13 protein-coding genes are annotated in these 18162 nt (G+C 33.8%); 11 read left to right on the forward strand and 2 right to left on the reverse strand.

Annotated features, from left to right (window positions below; all coding sequences use genetic code 11):
* Window positions 1-83: 83 nt before the first annotated feature.
* From JKA74_RS04985 to JKA74_RS05005, 5 genes are all read left to right on the forward strand, one after another.
* Window positions 84-521 (forward strand): DUF2267 domain-containing protein, encoded by a 438-nt coding sequence (locus JKA74_RS04985; protein ID WP_201430044.1) that lies wholly within the window; start codon window positions 84-86, stop codon window positions 519-521.
* A 449-nt stretch (window positions 522-970) separates the two neighbouring features.
* A complete protein-coding gene (locus JKA74_RS04990) occupies window positions 971-2014 on the forward strand; it encodes a S8 family peptidase (RefSeq protein WP_201430045.1) in 1044 nt (347 codons plus the stop codon).
* Entirely contained in the window at window positions 2011-4197 is a 2187-nt protein-coding gene (locus JKA74_RS04995) for a hypothetical protein (RefSeq protein ID WP_201430046.1), read from the forward strand. The genes JKA74_RS04990 and JKA74_RS04995 overlap by 4 nt, the downstream gene beginning before the upstream one ends.
* A 26-nt stretch (window positions 4198-4223) precedes the next feature.
* The gene (locus JKA74_RS05000) at window positions 4224-5117 is read left to right on the forward strand and encodes a hypothetical protein (protein ID WP_201430047.1); all 894 of its coding nucleotides are present in this window, start codon (window positions 4224-4226) and stop codon (window positions 5115-5117) included.
* A 504-nt stretch (window positions 5118-5621) separates the two neighbouring features.
* On the forward strand, window positions 5622-6599 hold the full coding sequence (locus tag JKA74_RS05005) for a hypothetical protein (protein WP_201430048.1): 978 nt from the start codon (window positions 5622-5624) through the stop codon (window positions 6597-6599).
* 388 nt (window positions 6600-6987) lie between these two features.
* Here the strand turns inward: JKA74_RS05005 and JKA74_RS05010 are convergent, their stop codons facing one another.
* Window positions 6988-7395 (reverse strand): TonB family protein, encoded by a 408-nt coding sequence (locus tag JKA74_RS05010; protein WP_201430049.1) that lies wholly within the window; start codon window positions 7393-7395, stop codon window positions 6988-6990.
* A gap of 296 nt (window positions 7396-7691) precedes the next feature.
* Between JKA74_RS05010 and JKA74_RS05015 the strand changes: the two genes are divergently transcribed.
* From JKA74_RS05015 to JKA74_RS05030, 4 genes are read left to right on the forward strand one after another with little or no spacing between them, the layout of a single operon-like run.
* Window positions 7692-8150 carry a very short patch repair endonuclease gene (locus JKA74_RS05015; RefSeq protein ID WP_201430050.1) on the forward strand — a complete coding sequence of 153 codons (459 nt, stop codon included), beginning with the start codon at window positions 7692-7694 and terminating at the stop codon, window positions 8148-8150.
* Complete coding sequence (locus tag JKA74_RS05020; protein WP_201430051.1) at window positions 8147-9373, forward strand: DNA cytosine methyltransferase; 1227 nt, start codon at window positions 8147-8149, stop codon at window positions 9371-9373. Before JKA74_RS05015 ends, JKA74_RS05020 begins: the two co-directional genes overlap by 4 nt.
* The gene (locus tag JKA74_RS05025; protein ID WP_201430052.1) at window positions 9373-11568 is read left to right on the forward strand and encodes an ATP-binding protein; all 2196 of its coding nucleotides are present in this window, start codon (window positions 9373-9375) and stop codon (window positions 11566-11568) included. Before JKA74_RS05020 ends, JKA74_RS05025 begins: the two co-directional genes overlap by 1 nt.
* 2 nt (window positions 11569-11570) lie before the next feature.
* Window positions 11571-12866: a hypothetical protein gene (locus JKA74_RS05030; protein WP_201430053.1), complete on the forward strand. Its 1296-nt coding sequence runs from the start codon at window positions 11571-11573 to the stop codon at window positions 12864-12866.
* Window positions 12867-13157: 291 nt separating this feature from the next.
* Here the strand turns inward: JKA74_RS05030 and JKA74_RS05035 are convergent, their stop codons facing one another.
* On the reverse strand, window positions 13158-13709 hold the full coding sequence (locus JKA74_RS05035) for a DUF2911 domain-containing protein (protein ID WP_201430054.1): 552 nt from the start codon (window positions 13707-13709) through the stop codon (window positions 13158-13160).
* 804 nt (window positions 13710-14513) lie between these two features.
* Here JKA74_RS05035 and JKA74_RS05040 point away from each other — a divergent pair.
* On the forward strand, window positions 14514-14843 hold the full coding sequence (locus JKA74_RS05040) for a PadR family transcriptional regulator (RefSeq protein WP_201430055.1): 330 nt from the start codon (window positions 14514-14516) through the stop codon (window positions 14841-14843).
* Between the two features lie 2 nt (window positions 14844-14845).
* On the forward strand, window positions 14846-17518 hold the full coding sequence (locus tag JKA74_RS05045) for an ABC transporter permease (protein ID WP_201430056.1): 2673 nt from the start codon (window positions 14846-14848) through the stop codon (window positions 17516-17518).
* The last annotated feature ends 644 nt before the right edge of the window (window positions 17519-18162 follow it).

Here is an 18162-nt window from a genome sequence, read left to right on the forward strand (position 1 = left end):
TGACATTTATCATGCATTACGCTAACATTCCTTAGTGTTTTCAGACAGTGAGCTTCCTATTTTAGAGAAATAAAAAAGCTAACATGATGAAGTTTGATAAATACGTAGAAACCGCCAACAAAATCATAAAGGAAATAGCCGAAGAATTAGGCTTCCCTGAGGATAGAGAGCTAGCTGGAAGAGTATTAAAAGCTGTATTGCATACATTACGATCCAGACTAACCATTCAAGAGTCTTTTCAATTAATGGCTCAATTGCCAATGTTGCTGAAGGCGATTTATGTGGATGGTTGGAAATACCAGGAAAAGCCACTTAGAATAAAGCATATAGGTGAATTTGTAAGGGAAGTAATTCATGAAGACAAGCCGTTAGGTCACCATGATATCAGCACTTCAAAGGACGGTGAAAATGCCATAAGAGCTGTTTTTAAAGTAATAAGAAAGCATGTAAGCGAAGGTGAGATAAATCATATTCTGGTGAATTTACCCCCTGATTTACGTCCGCTTTGGGGAACAGTATAATACTCATTTGTAGGTGCCGACATGGACGAATAGCTCCAACTTTGCTCCCCATGGTTATTGCGAGCATGCTATTCCGTGCCAACGGAATTCATGTGAAGCAATCTGTTGGCTAAGAATTGCGACCCTCGCCAACTGTCAATTCTAATTTTCCTAAAAACAAAAGCCACTTCTTTAGTCAGAATTTTATGGTACCCGGCCAGGAGTTTTGGCCCCAGTTTTATCTTCAAATATAATGGTTTATAAATTTGGCTAAATACCTATTTATGGGTATTGTAATTAAATCATATTTATTGATAAATTGCATTCATGAAATGAGCATAAATTTTAGAATCCTTAACATACCAACCAAGGATGAATAAAATTTATTGAATTCCATGTGACCTATAGAAATAAATATATACACATGAAATAAAAAGTAGCTTAATTTTAAGCTTTATTAATTTTCAAAAGTGAAAATAATTACAACCAAATACCTTAAAGTCAGAGTCGGAAAACCCAGGCTTAATGCACCGAGTTACCAATACCTTGCACCTGAAAGCGAAGTAGAAGTTGATGGAAAGCTATATGCCGGAGATGAAACTGATGGAAATGATCAATGGTATAAAGATAGAGCCGATAATTATTATTGGAGTGGTGGGGCTAAGGCCGCTGTAAATACTAATCAGCCAACTTCAATTGAATTTGATAAGCTTATAGATTACACCCAAAGGATTCAAACAAAAGTGCAACTTCCTAGATTAGAGGGAGATGGAATTGTAGTAGGCTTGCTCGACTCTGGTGTGGACGAAAATCATCCTAATTTGAAAGATAGTGTGATTTTCTCAAAATCTTTTGTCCAAAATGAAGCCATTGGTTCAAATGATACTGGACATGGAACTATGATGGCAGGTCTAATAACTGGAAATACTAATAGTGGTGTTGGAATTAAAGGAATTGCTAAAAACAGCAAAATTCTTGATTTAAAAGTTATCAAAAATAATGGAAGTACTGATATCAATGCGTTAAAAGAAGCACTGATTTATATTATCGAAGATAAAGTATTAAAACCGAATATTTTGAATTTGAGTCTATCTATACCCAGTATTTCTCAAATCAAAGAATACTTAGATGAAATCATTCAAAAAGGCATTTTAATAGTTGGTGCAGGTGGTGATAGCAATATTTTTAATTATAATAAAACTTCAGTCCTTGCTCAACATGCTGGCATAATTGCAGTTGGGGCAGTAACAAAAGCCTATATGAAAAATAGAAATCCAATTTTTCCAGAAAATCTGGATTTCTATTTTCATAATTCTTTGCAATGGTCAACAAATAAAGCACCAAAGCTTTATGAACAAGTAAAAGGTGATAGTATATATACAGCTATAGTAACTGGATTACTTGCAAGACAATTGGCCTCTTACCCTAAACGAAATTATTTAGAGTCTCTTAATAAATTAGCATTTTCTAAAGCAGATTTTCAATCAGAGTTTTTAAAATTATATATCCCATGAAAAACCTAACCTCAATTATTTTAGTAAACTTTTTATTGTTTAATATTTATGCACAAAATCCATTTCAGGATGCAATTATTTTATCAGATTCAGCAGAATTAAATGGTGACAAGGTAGAGATTGACCTCAATGATCTTAATGAGGAATACTTACAAATATTTAGTAAATACATTGAGGTTGATGATATAGAAGCCCAGTTTAATATTATTAGTAATAATCCATTTATTTCAATAGTAGGAAGTCAGCAAAGTGATATTAGTTTACAATTAGAGAATAAAAGTAATATTTTTACTGATTTTGGCTCATTAAACGCAACAAACATCGCAGATGGTCTTGCCAAATTTCTTGTAGAAAGAACCAAGCAAGAGCTCTCCATAGCCTTTTTTCAAAAGTTTTATAAAACCTTAGACGAGCAGGATCAACTAGGAATTCTATTTCCCTCTACCTATAAAACCCTAAAGGTTATTGGGGATGAGATCTATATGTTTTCAGGTTATATAGAAATGCTGCGTCAGGCATTTCAAAGGGATTTGGCGACACTTTTGCCAAATCTTAGAACATTGATTGATGATACTAGCATGGATCAGGTTTTTGTGGCACTGCCCGAATTAAGAACTATACTGTCGGACGGTATTTATCTGGCTATTCAGCTGAAGGATGGTAAACACATTGGAGATGCATTAAACAATTATGTAAACTCTGAACTTGATTCCTCTAGGCTTCATTCAATAAATGAAAACCTTTACACATCCATTGTTTTACTCAACGTTTTCTCACAGTCGCTAAGAACAAAGGAAGGATCAGATCACTATTGGATTACTTCAAAACAACTTGAAGAACTGCATAATGAAAAAACACTTAAATTATATCTTGGGCTCATTTATCAACAAATTCATTTATTTGAAGAAGAAAACAGTGGTTTACTATTAAATAATAAACCTGTATTAGATATTATGAGGATGGGGTCTGAGGATTTTACCAAATTTAAGGAAACGACCTTATCTGTTTTGCAACCTATTATTGATAATGGAAAAAGTATTGATGAAAAATTCACCCAGATTAAAAATCTTCAAAATCAAGCCGATGCTGAGCCGGGTTATAATGAATATTATGAGCTTTTTAATGCGTCACTCAACTTTGTAGAAGTTATGAATGTAGCATATACTTCTTTAAGCGGAAGTGCAGCATCCAGCAACTTTGATAATTTTATTAGCTCATTCAGATCGCTAGGCAATATTTATATTAATTTAAATCAAAAGCAGTATGTGTCAGCTGTTGCAGAACTGGCCTATTTATACAATGAAATGATTGTTTCAAGGTATGACCAAAGGGAAAAACTCTTTACTGAACTTTTGGAGATTGTCAAGGATAATAAGGAGGAGGTGAGTGTGATGCTAAAGCAAATACAAGTCTTAGAAATTAAATTTGATCCATACTTCAATGTTGGAGAAGAAGTTTACGACAACATTAAAAATCTTGAGTCTGTTGGTGCCATCAAATCGGAAATTAAGACTAAGCAGGAAAATATCTTAAAAGGTGAAAAGGTTTTGTTAGAAGAACAGGAAGATATTCTTACCAACCTCATCAAATATGGAAATTTTGCCGCATTAGTGGCAAAAGCAGAAAATAGTGAACAAGTAAAACAAGCTATTGAAGCCGTAGCCCTACCAGCCGGAAGTGCATCAATCAAAAAGCATTCTAAATTTAATCTGGCACTCAATGCCTATGCCGGCTTATTCTATGGTAATGAATATATAAAAGACTATGAACAAGGATGGGCTAATATTTATGGGGTAAGTGCCCCAATAGGAATAGCGGCCTCATGGCCGATAAGGTTGCCACGTGGAAAGTTTCAGATCTTTTCATCATTTTCATTATATGGATCATTAGTGGATTTGGGTGCAGTAGTATCCTATCGCTTCAAGGATGACGATACTGAAAGTCTTCCCACAATAAGTTTGGAAAATATTTTTGCTCCGGGTATTTATGGCGTACTAGGTTGTAAAAACATACCTGTTTCACTGGGTTATGGCTGGCAACAAGGGCCTCAGTTAAGAGGAGTGAACATCGAAGACCCTGCAAATCCCGGAAGCTTTATAAACGAAACAGTCAATGGCTATCGCTGGTCAATATTTATTGCTGTTGATATCCCAATTGTTAACTTCTATACTAAATCAAGATAATTATTTAATACTCAAACTTAAATGTCATGCCGGATAAATCAATCACCATAAAAATTATAGAATCGCTTAAAGAGCGCCCCGCTTATATTCTCGTCTTTAGTATATCTTTTATATTTTTATCAAGTTCATTTATCACTTCTATTGTTGGAGCTATTAAAAGCAATGATTATTTAGCCTTTTTAGCTTTGGGAGTTTTTATTATAACTTTAATATCTATGATCTTAGTTGTTTATAGGGTAGAGCCTAAAACAGAAAAGCAAAAGACAATCAGAAAACCTATTAGCGAAATTGAAAACAAAGAAATTAACGATGCCATAAACTCCATTTTAGATAATATCGAGAATGGGATAGACAAAAACAATGTCTTTTTAAATGAAAGAATTCAAGAAGTAACATCGAAGTGGCGAGCTATTTCAGGAAATTGGAAAGACGGGATGTTTGTAGCTATTAGAGAAGAATATAATAATGTCTTACTTTCTGTTTACAGAAGAGCTAAAAGCGATATTTTTTCAACAAGTACTGAGCAATACAATAGTACTTGGAATAGGGAACTTGGAAAAGCAATTGTTAAAGCACATGAAAATGGAACTGCAAACGTTACCAGGGTATTTCTTTTCGGAAAAAGATCCGAAATCAATGAAACCCACCTAAAAAAAATGAAATATCACAATGACTGCGATAAGGTAACGGTGAGGGTTTTTATCGATGATGAAGCACCATTTAATTTCCCCCCTGAAATAGCCAAGGATTTTACTATTATTGATAATGGCATTATGATAGGGGTGACCCAACGTTTTGACCCTGAGGATTTATCGGCTACCTGGTATTGCCAGAATGAAAATAGAATAGATACATTCAATAGGGTTAAATCAGAGTTAATGAGTAATAGTAAACCCTTAAAAGAAATATTGGAGGGTTAAAGTCAAAAGCTTTAAAGATAGGGGAGTAGATTTTGATCATTCTCTCAATCCTCCCAACCCCAAAGTGTTTTCTTAGATTCTTTTACATCAGTTAAGGTTACTTTTACCACTTCTGCTTTACAAGCATTTAGGGAGCTCATGATAAATACTATAATGTCAGAAAACCAAACAATATTTGCTACGAACGGGCGGGCTGGTCGACAAAAAAGCGGGGAGCGCGCTGAATTGTAGCGTGGGAGCTTTTTTTTGTCCCGAGTCCCTCGGGACAAAAGATAAAGAATAAAATTTGGTGTTAGTAATCTTTAATACTTAAGTTAAACCTAAATATGCAGTGAAATTCTAGTTTTTGAGGTTTTGTTACTAGTTTAAAATTTTAAAAACAGCAATTCAACATAAGGAGAACCGGTTTTTAAGTAAGATTTATTAATAAGGAGTAGTTTACATCAATTTTTAAAATCGAACTCAGGTTTAAAAGGTTATTTAAACTACATAAACGATAAAAATATGTCAAATTTTGGAACGCTATTAAATGAAGCAAAAAGGTTAACAAGCGGAAGTAATAAACAGATGAAAAAGCTGTTGGATGCCATGTCGAGTTTGTCAGAAAAACCAAATCTAACTGACCAGGAAAAACAAATTATTAACTTGATGAAAAGTTCCTATCAAGAACATGAAAAACGTACTTCTATTCACTTTAAAGTAGTCTATATGTTTTTAATTGTGAGCTTTGGAATATTGATATATAGCTATTTTAATGACAAGAATTTAAGAGAGGATAAAGCATCAATTGAAAGAATTAGAGAAGGTAATTTCCCGCTTTCATTGGAACCCATTAAAGAAGCCAGAGGCTCAAAAGTGAAATTTGGTGGTTTGATAGATGAAGAAAATGCTTCGGTAGCTGAAAAAATTAAAAAGACATTAAATTCAATAGGATATTTTAAAAATATTGGGCCAAGGCAAAAATTAAAAAGAATCCCGTCCCCACAAGGAGATCATAAAAAGATTATTATTTTAGCGGAAAAGGATACGCTGGGATATTTGGAATCGGATGTTAAAATACTTACTGCAAATTTACCGGCTAACAAGCTTGAATATTATCCTGATAAAAAAGAATCTAAAATTTTCGAATATCAAGATGCGGCTGGTAATACGCATTTATATGGGAAAATAGAGAATATTAAATATACTGAAAAAAAACTAGTGGGTTATAAAGAGGAAATCGACTACCCTGATATTCGGAATTGCAGGGGTGTGAATGATGAGAGTATCTTTAAATATACCCTTGTCATCAGCACAGATTCTGTGACATGGACTTCAGGAAAAGAATTTCAAAAGAGCATAAATGGACAACGCAATGAATCCTTTAAAATAAGTCATGAGCGCTTTGATTTTCCTTATCTAATTGAAATTGCTGCAGGTAAAGTTTGTGATAATACTATTTTTAATTTTTCATCTTCTGGTTATAAAATTATTGTAGAATAAATAGATGGTTGTTTGTGCATTATATCCTTACGCCTTATTTCAAGATACTATAAAAGGAATAGGTAATTTTGTAATTCTCCTTATGATTGAAAGAAAGTAAAATATTGAAGTATTGGCTCCCCATGGTTATTGCGAGCATGCTATTTCGTGCCAACGGAATGCATGTGAAGCAATCTGTTGGTTAAAAGATGTGTTCCATGCCAACGGAATTTATGAGAAGCAGCCAAGAGGTTTGGCTCAAAACGGTCTGATCTGCGGTACTGACCTACCTGCAATGGTAAAAGCTGAAAGAACTCTTTATGTAAAGCTTATTAACAGCACAAAAAATCAATCTATTGCTTGGCCAACTTTACCTGGTTTGCTGTGGGTTTTATAAGATAATGAGATTTTATTCTTTTGTCGTCAGAGAAAACCTTATTGGGATTACCATAAAATGGGAAATAGGGTTTCCATCACATTTTCCAGGGATCCAATTTGACATGTTGGAAACTAAACTAAGAGCTTGATTATCAATGTCGGTTTTAATTCCTTTAACGACTCTGGCATTTGTAACTTGCCCTGATGCCTCGACAACAAAGCCTATGTAAACAGCACCTTCAATACATTCTTGAGGAAAAGTCAGCTTACTTTGTATATATCTTTCCAATGAATCTGTATGTGAAGAAAATTTTGGCGGTTCATCTGAAATATTATAAACTATTCGACTTTCTGAGGAGTCTGAAATAATACCGCATCCTGACTGAGCAAGTGAATCCAGGCTAATAAAAAATAGGCTTATAATTAAAAGGTAATTCATATAGAGATACTCGCAAACATCTTACTATGTGGACATATAGCTACATTACATAGTAAGCAATCTAAAGATTTTTTTTCGTTTTTTAAAAGTATTGGTTTCACAATAGAACTGGGATTACCTGTTTCCACTAGTTTTGGGCACAAAGCAGACCTGAATAACCCAAAAACTACTTTTATGAATGAAACGGGGATTGTATATGCCACTGATACTTGAATTTTTTTAGCAGTAACGCGGTTTATTAAAACCAACCTCGCTATATGGATGGGGATAATTTATCAATATTAATTTAAACACTTTTGGCAGACGTTCACGAACCAGCTATCCGTAGCTATAACATGAGCCAGATAAAGGGGAAAGACACCAAGCCTGAGATATTGGTAAGGAAATTTCTTCATAAACATGGCTTTCGCTTCAGGCTTCATTCTAAAAATCTTTCTGGCAAACCAGACATCGTACTACCTAAGTACAAAACAGTGATTTTTGTTAATGGTTGCTTTTGGCATGGACATGAAAACTGTAAATATTTCAAATTACCAAAAACCAGAACAGAATGGTGGGAAGAGAAAATAAATGGTACAGTTCTCCGAGATCAAAAAAATTATGGAATACTTGAGAAGGAAGGATGGAAGATTATTACAATTTGGGAATGTGAGTTAAAAACTAATAAAAATGATATGATTAGCAATAAGTTAATAGGTATTATAAAAAAAATGCAATTGCAGAAAGGAGATTTTGTGCGATCTTCACGATTGTGAATTTTATAGATTTATTTTCAGGAGCAGGTGGCTTATCAGAAGGCTTTATAAGGGCAGGATTCAATCCTATTGCTCATGTTGAATCAGATAAAGCTGCATGCAAAACTCTCGAAACGAGAATGATTTTTCACCGACTGAAAGGAAATGATAAAGAAGATCATTATTATGATTATTTGAGGGGATCAATAAATAGAGAGAAATTCGTTGATTTATATAGTGATATAGAACTTAAAAATTCAATTATAAATGCTTTTATTGGTGGCTCAGAAAATAAGCAGATTTTTCAAAAAATAGACTTTTTATTGAAAGGCCAATCCATTGACTTAATTGTTGGTGGCCCACCTTGTCAAGCTTACTCTTTGGTAGGACGTTCCAGAGATGCTAATCGAATGGTAGGCGACCCAAGAAATCATCTCTACAAGGAATATGCAAAGTTTTTAAAATATTATAAGCCTAAGATATTTGTTTTTGAAAACGTTATAGGACTAATATCTGCAGATGAAGGTTGGTATTTTAAAAATATGCAAGGGTATTTTAAAGCAATTGGGTATAAGCTTGATTATAAAGTATTGAAGTCTGAGGAATTTGGAGTGTTACAAAAAAGAAGAAGAATAATTCTTATTGGATGGCAGGAAGATATGGATTTTAAATACCCGGAATTTGAAAAAAGAACTCATAATTGGACAATAAAGAATTTATTAGATGATTTACCGTCATTAAAGCCAGGGGAAGAAATGAAACTTTCCAAGTATTTAAAAAAAGACTCTAATTCTTATCTAGAATCTTTTCAACTTAAAAATGGAGTTGATTTTGTAACACAGCATATAGCCAGGCCACATAATTCAAGGGATTTGGAAATATATAAAATAGCTACTAATAAGTTCTTGAACAATAATGAAAGACTGAAATATCCTGACCTTCCAGATTCGTTAAAAACACATAAAAATCAGAAGTCATTTTTAGACAGGTTTAAAGTAGTTGATATTAATGGATTGTCACATACAATGGTGGCTCATATAGCTAAAGATGGTCATCATTACATATATCCAAGTCAAGATCAAATTAGGTCTATCTCTGTAAGGGAAGCTGCAAGGATTCAGTCTTTTCCAGATGATTTTTATTTTGAAGGTGGAAGAACTGCCGCATTTAGACAAATAGGAAATGCAGTCCCACCGTTAATGGCTAGAGAAATTGCAAAAGAAATCAAAGTACAACTTGAATAATGGGAAACGAAAAACATTTTAAACCAAAAGCTCACATTTTAAGGCTATTAGGTGAGGAACTGATAAAAAGTCCTATTATGGCAATTTATGAGTTGGTGAAAAATAGTTATGATGCAGATTCAAGCTATGTAAATGTGGCCTTTTCAAACATTCAAAACATAGGAAGTGCAAGAGTGAAAATTGAAGACAATGGCACTGGGCTAACAAGTGAAGTAATTGAAAATGTTTGGCTTGAACCAGGAACAGACCATAGAAAACCTATAGACGAAGAAGGTAATCGCATAATTAATAGAAGTCCTATTTTTAATAGGGTACCGATGGGCGAAAAAGGTGTAGGAAGATTTGCCGTTCACAAGCTAGGAAATACAATTAAACTCATTACAAGGCCTGCAAATGTAATAAAATGTCTAGACGATGAAGGTAAATGGAAGAAATATCTTTTAGACTATGAAATTACATTAACAATAGATTGGAAAAGTTTTTCTCAATCCAAGTATTTGGAAGACATACCGATATCTTGGGTAACAAATACAGATAAATCAAAATTTCACTTCAAAGAAGACTCTGGAACACTTATAGAAGTTACTTCTCTAAAGGAGCCTTGGACAAGAAGAATGGCAAGAAGCCTTAATAGAAATGTGGTTTCTATGGTTTCTCCTAAAAGTGATTTACGCATTTTTAAAATAAACTTAGATTTTGGTAATAATTGGCTTGAAGGCTTTCCCGATGCTACCGAGGTTTTAAAAATTGCACCGTATCATTATACTGCAATTTTAGACGAAAACTACAATCTAGAGGTAGATTATGAATTCAAACTTAATTTGAACCCTGAGATAGGAGAAAACATTATTAAAGGGGAGAAGGAAAATATAAAAGGTCTGTTAAGGCCTAAAATTAGGGATAGGATGCAAGAAGATATGGTAGAAGTATCTGAGATTAATGCAGCATTAGAAAACCTAGAGAAAGTAAAAAATCCTTTTGGAAATATTATGGTTGAGATTCATTCTTATGATATGGATTCTGATTCTTTTAAAGATTACACTTATGATTCTAAAACAGTTAAATCAGTTCTAAAAGAAAATTCTGGTATAAAAGTTTTTAAGGATGATATGAGGGTTTTTAATTATGGAGAGCCTGGAAATGATTGGTTAAATATTGATATAGAAAGAGTACAAAACAAAAAATGGTTTTCTAATAATCAAGTTATAGGCACAGTTTATCTTGACTCAATAAGCTCAACCAAATTGATTGAAAAAACCAATAGAGAAGGTTTTGTCGAAGATTACTATTTCTCTATTTTTTATGATTGTATTCGTTTGATTATTGAAGACTTTAAAGTCAGGAGGCAAAAAGACCGTGAAAAATGGTTAGCGTTTAATCACAAAGAGACACCTCAAAAGTATTATCAAGACCAAACCTCTTTGTTCAATGAATTGATAGATTCTACGGATTTTTCAGATGAAGAAAAAAAGCAGAAACTGAAAAAAGAGGCTGAGAATTTGCAAAAGGATTTTGAAGAAAAAAAAGATACTCTATTGATACCTGCTGGTGTTGGTATGACTGCTTCAGTTGCTCTACACGAAATTGAAAAACTAGTACCTAGAATGAAAGAAGTTGTAAATGCAAATCCTTTTATTCCAGCATTAGGCAATGAAAAGGTTGATGAATTAGATGACTATGTTCAGGGCATTTTATCTGTACTAAGAAAAGGGGGAAGCAAACCAATTAATCTTAATGAATGTATTGAAAAAGCAGTTTCAAATTACAGTTATAAATTAAAAACTAGAAAAATTGAACCAGCTACTGATTTTGATAATTCTATAGAAACCATTAAGTGTGATAAAAGATATTTTATCACAATGATTATGAATATAATCGATAACAGCATTTACTGGCTGGATACTATTCACAAACAAGATAAGGGTATTTACATTAAAACATATTTAAGAAACGAATTTCCAGTAGTAACCATTGTTGATAATGGTCCGGGCTTTAAAGATGCAATTACTGACTTAGTAAGACCATTTTTCTCAAGAAAAGATGATGGGATAGGTATTGGACTTTACTTAATTGACACTATAATGATGAAGTACGGAAAATTTGAAATTCTTGAGAATTCTGAATTAGATGATATTGAGGTGCCTGAAAAATATAGGGGAGCAGCAATTAGATTAACTTTCAATAAAAACCAATAAATATGCTATCGTTTGAGCCAAGTATAGTGATCGTTGATGATAAATATGATGAAATTAGAGGAATACTTGAACAATATCAAAAAAATGGAATTGGTATAAAATATTTCAATGCAAATCTCATAGATTCTGACCCAAAGCCATCCACCCATTTTTCTGATTTGAATTTAATTTTCTTAGATGTCCATTTCACTGAAAATCTTGCTGATTATGACCCTACACATTGTGCTGCTTGGATTGATAGTTTAGTTTCCGAATATTCATTCTACATCTTAGTATTATGGTCTAAAGAAACAGATAAAAAAGATGAAATATTAGAAGAATTGAAGAGAATTAACAAAGAGCCTTTTTTATTCTTTACCGAACAAAAAACAGAATATCAAATTGAAAATGGTTGGGATTTTGAAAAGCTTAATGATTCTATAAATTCTAAACTTGATAATTATCCCGAGCTAGATGAACTTTCAATTTGGAAAAAAAGTATTCTTAACTCTTCCAATATTGTTATTGGTCATTTGTCTAGTAACATAGATAATGACGCATTTAGAAAAAAATTACAAAAAATAATTATCGGTCACGGTGGTGAATACCTCCTTGGTTCAGAAAAAGAATCTTTAAAAAGAGAGGTCTTGTTTGATGCTCTGGACAATATCTTATCATCTAATTCTAAAATAACAAGACCCAACCAAACTGTATCCCAAATTAACAAAGAAAATCTCTATAGTATACCTATTTTTCCTAAAACTGATATTGATTCAAAGTTAAACTCTTGGTTTCATTTTAAGTTGATAGAAAGCAGTTTTGAACCAAACTTTATTACATCAGGGTTAGTCAGTTTTTTTAAGAATGATTCTTTAAAGAAAAATTATAGTTTATTGAATGATGAGAATGTAACGAAATACCTAGAATATCAATTGGGTGCGGAAGAAAATAAACCTGATATAGAAGATATAGCAGTTATTATTTCAAGACCTTGTGATCTTGCACAGAATAAATTTGGAAGAAACTTAAAGTTACTAAGTGGTCTTTTGATTAATAAACCAATAAGAAATACTAAGCATAAATTTAAGGGTAAAGACACAAATCCTTTATCAATGAAGATATATGATCATCTATCTTTATCCAAAGAAAAAACAGATTGTGCACTGTTATTTGATTTTAGATATGCATTTTCATTACCTCCTGAAATATTTGAAGAGAGATTCGATAAAATTAAAGTTTTTAATAAGGAGTTACTATCTGAAATTCAAGTTGAATATAGCTCTTACTCGAGTAGATTAGGAATTACACAAATAATCTAAGACAGAAGTTAAATATGTAGTATAAAAATTTAACACATAATTAAAGATGTAAAATTCTTTTTTAATTAAAAAGTAGAATAATATTAATCCAACTATAGCCTGCCCCTAATTAGAGCTGTTTATTTGTCAGATGTTAATGATTTACTTTTGCTTGTGGTACCGTACTAAAGTTGATGTTCAGAGGCTATTTTTAGAACAGGAGAAAACACTAAATCTAATTCACAAAAAAAGCCCCTCGAATTACTATAATTCAAAGGGCTTAAGGTGCCTTTCCTTTATCCAAATTGTGTTTTACTCTGTTGTTACAGGAACAGAAAACAGAATATTGTCCCAACTAAAGTTGATATTGGCTCCACTATCAATTGAACTAAAGCCAATGATAAAAGTCTCAATTTCCGTGGCTGAGTTTTGAATGGGAGCATACACTGACACCAAATCCAGGTCGTAATCGGGTTCAGCAGCGCCAAAGAAAACGCCACTTTCACTGTTAAGGACCACTTCAAAGGATTCTTCACCGGGAACGGCATACATTCTGTAAGTTCCTGCAGCTACCGACTTGCCACCGAAGTTAACATCTTGATTGAAAGTAATATCTGTCGCAGCATTAGCACCTAGTCTCCAGTATTTTCCATAGGGCTGCAAGGCTCCGCTTTCCGCAGTTCCAAATAATAACCTTCCTTTTTTGCTGGGTTGGCTGTAATCAATGGTGATTTCAAGTCCGCCTTCATTAAAGGAAGCAGTCGCTGGAGGACTTACAGGCTCAGCAATAAATAACCCATAAACCACCCACAATACAAAAAGTAGAAATACTACTCCGATACCAATTAAGATTTTCTTTAGCATGATTTTGTTTTTTTGATGAATGTACGAATTAAATGTTGATTGAAGCAAGAGCAGCACATTCCAAAATTGGTCACAGACTTTCTGCAGGCAAAAGAGAGTAAGGATCAATTTTTCAATTGCGCATATCAAATTTTAATAGTACGCATATATGCGCGATGGTATAAAACAGGGCATAAATGAAGGGAATAGCAGAAGCAATCAGCATCAATTTGATAATGATATGATAAATAGTAATTTGTGCAATAAATGTAGATGCTTACGAGATTCCTCCCCTCTATTCTGAGAAGAGAGGGGAAAATTTATCGCAGATAAATAGGGGTGAGTTTTAGAATTGGATAAAATGAACAACAATTAAAGTAGATTACTTTGACATAGATTGTCAGCATTCAAAGCTATAGTAGAGATCAGTAATGCGAAACTTCAGCTTTAAAGAACTCATCCCGTCACACCTACGGTGCGACACCCTTCTCTTTTCCTGAAGAGAAGGGAATAATGAAAGCAATCAGCATCAATTTGATAATGATATGATAAATAGTTATTTGTGCAATAAATGTAAATGCTTACGAGATTCCTCCCCTCTATTCTGAGAAGAGAAAGATTTGTCGCAGACGAATCAGGGGTGAGTTTAAGGAGAGAAGAGAATATCGGAGGCAGTCATATAACGATAAGCTTTATTCTCTGATTTAAACTTTCTGTATTGCTCAGTTATAGATTTATACTTTGTTTAATGCATCTCAAGATAACAGCTCATTTACATATTAATCCTAAAATTGTATATTAACTACATTTTAGTTAATATTGAAAATGAAAAATGTACACCTGGGAGAATTTGAAGAAATTGTACTACTCACGGTAGTAATTCTTAAGGATGAAGCTTATGGAATAGCCATCATTGATGAAATGGAAAAACGTTTAAAGCGCACAGTAAGTATTGGTGCTTTGCAAACGGTACTCAGAAGGCTGGAAAAAAAAGGCTTCCTGGTATCTGAATTAGGAGAGGCCACCAAAGTAAGAGGAGGGAAGCGAAAACGATTTTTCTCAATCACTGCTTATGGCAAAAACGTGCTCACAGAAACCAAAGAACAACGCATGGGTTTGTGGAATGCCATCACCGAATTTAGTTTCAGTAGTTAATTATGGAAAAAGAGAAAAATAAAGTGCCAAAATGGGCACTTCGATTCTTCCGCTGGTACTGCCAGCCCGACTTTGTCGAAGACCTTGAAGGAGATTTACTGGAGCGATTTGAGAGGCGGTCGCAGGAAAATAATTTAAGGTCTGCAAGATGGAGTTTTACAAAAGATGTCGTAAAACTTTTCAGACCCGGGATCATTAGGCCGCTTTTTAAATCGAATACACTTAATCAAAACACGATGTTCATTACTAATTTTAAATTGGGGATTCGCAGCTTGTATAAACGTAAGGCATTTGCCTTCATCAATTCCTTTGGACTGTCCATTGGAATTGCCAGCGCCCTGCTTATTTTCCTTTACGTTCAGACCCAATTCTCTTATGATAAATCTTATTCAGATCATGAAAGAATTTACAAAATGGTGCAAAAGGTCAATAGTGAAAATGGATCGGAGACCTATGCTACCGTTCCCTATTCATTAGTAAACATCATCATAGATAGCTATCCTGAAATTGAGACAGGCACAGCTGTTTCCGGGCCTTATGATAGCCAGGTGGTTACAGTAAGAAATGAAGCAAATGAAGATGTTCAGTTTATTGAGAATTCTGTACTGCTTGCTGACAGCAATTTCTTTTCAATATTCAGTTTGGACTTTTTAAATGGGGACCCGAAAACTGCTTTAAGTAATCCACATAGTGTAGTGCTGACTGAACGAACTGCTAAACAATTTTTTGGAGATACTAATCCTGTGGGGAAATTTATCGCACCATCAGGTAAAAATTCAATAGTAACAGGAGTTTGTAAAAATCCACCGGCAAACTCTCATCTTCAATTCAATTACATTGTATCCTCTTCTTCTGTTGGCTGGTTTAGTCAGGACCAGTTTAACCTTAGATCGGCCAATTGTTATTTTAAATTAAAGCCTTCCGCAGATGCCGGATCATTGGAATTGAAGTTTCCGAAGCTGGTGGAAAATTATGTATTGAAAGAAATTGAAAGGGCCAGAAATATAAGCAGGGAAGAGTATAAAAAGGCTGGCAATAGCATTGCCTATCTTCTTAAACCATTGACTTCACTTCACCTGAGTGAAGAAAACCTGGGCGGATTTCAGCCCGGAGGGAATATCGTGACAGTTCGAATTCTAATAGTGGTAGGCTTGCTCATCCTGATAATTGCCTGCATTAATTTTATGAACTTAGCTACCGCTAAAAGTACTGATCGAGCTAAAGAGGTAGGAGTGAGAAAGGTGATGGGCTCGTTCCGAAGAGAGTTGATCGCCCAATTCCTAACAGAATCATTTATTATCAGCTTTATAAGTGTCGTACTTGGCGTTTGTTTCATGTGGCTCGCACTTCCTTATTTTAATGAGCTGACAAATGTTCAGCTGGAGTTTTTTCTTAATTTTAATACAGTAGTTGCCCTCTTCTGTTTGGTGATTGTAATAAGTATACTTTCAGGAATTTACCCTGCTTTTTTTCTTTCCTCATTTAGCCCAATAAAAGCATTAAAAGGTGTTATAAAACCTAATGCAAATGGTAGATCAGTAATGAATGGATTGGTTTTATTTCAATTCTGGATTGCGACCATACTCATCGTAAGCACTGTTATTATTAACAAACAAGTTCATTATATGAATGAAAAGAATCTTGGTTTTGAAAAGGAGCAAGTGATGGTGCTTGAAGGAATTTCTCATATGGAAACTCACCTTTACCATCCTTTTTTAAATGAAGTCAAAAATTTACCTCAAATCCAGGAGGCGGCTGGCAGCTTGTCGGTACAAGGATTTCAAGGCAGCTGGCGAGATAACTATCGGATCAATGGTACGCAAGAAGATTTTAACATCAACCGGATGATGATTGGCGATAATTACAGTGAAGTCATGAATTTCGAACTAAAACAAGGCCAGTTGTTTTCCGAATCAATGAATGATTCAACTAATGTGATACTTAATGAATCAGCAGTAGCAGCTTTTGGACTTACTGATCCTATTGGCCAACAAATCGTTCAACGTGATGCTGATAATGGATCAATCCATGAAAAGGTTTTCACTATTAAAGGGGTGATCAAAGACTTTAACTACAATTCTTTACACGAGGCGATCGCACCTTTGGTGATCCAAAGTAATGAAATTAATTATGGTCGCATGCGGTACATTGCTATTAAGTTAAAAGAGGGTTCAAATCTTAAAACAATCGAACAAATTGAAAGCAAATGGAAGGAAACATTGCCTAACCGCCCTTTTAACTTTCGATTTTTGGATGACACATTGGATGCTAAGTATAAAAGTGAAAAGCAAGCAGCAACCCTTTTAAAAATATTTTCAGCCTTAACCATACTGATCGCATGTTTGGGCATATTTGCACTTTCTTTTTATACAATAAGCATTAGAACCAAAGAGATTGGCGTTCGAAAAGTGTTAGGCGCTAAAGCCACTAACATCATATTGTTGCTCTCCAAAGACTTTGTTAAATTGTCTTTTCTCTCTTTCATTTTTGCAGCACCGGTGGCATGGTATATCGGTACTTCCTGGCTGAATAACTTCGCCTATAGAATTGAAATTGATTTCACCATATTCATTTTTTCAGCACTGTTTATCGTCATGATAATTTCTCTTACAGTAGGCCTTCAAACTATACAAGCTGCATTGGGAAACCCGATAAACTCTTTAAAAAATGAATAGGGATTGAATTATTAAATAATAATTCAATAGATAAGAAGAGAAACAGTCTCATGGATTTCTATATTTGTTATATAATTTATATTATGTTAAGTTACTCTTTTCAACACCTATCCCATTCTATTAAGATTACAATTACTAATCAAAATCTCTAAGCGCTATGCGCTTCTTATTTCTTGCTTAATCATTTTGATTCTCCTACACTGGCTGTATTACTTCTATTAGTTTTGAAATTGGAAAAGCTATCTACTGAGTTTGGAATTTTACTTGGCTGCATATTCTAATCATCGGTCTGACTATCGTCTGACCTATTGACTAGCGAGCGTCTGAGCTTTTGATTATCCTGATAACAATCCTTTGGCAATTCATACAGCTTCTGTATTTGGCTTTTAAATTTTTATGTTGCTAATGATTAGGGATACTGTGGTTTTTCTGCATAATAATATTTTAGACGGTTTATTTTGAGCTGGATGATATTGGAGTGTTCTTATTATTTACTTATTCTTAAAAGGACAATCTGATTATCGTCTTACCTAGGATACCCTTTTTTTGACCCGGTCTGACCTACGTGCTGCTGTCAGAAAAGAGATGAACTTAACATAATATTTAGATTGGCTATTAATCCCCATCATTGCCTTAACCTTAAA

The organism is Marivirga aurantiaca (assembly GCF_016679925.1).
GTDB classification, from domain to species: Bacteria; Bacteroidota; Bacteroidia; order Cytophagales; family Cyclobacteriaceae; genus Marivirga; species Marivirga aurantiaca.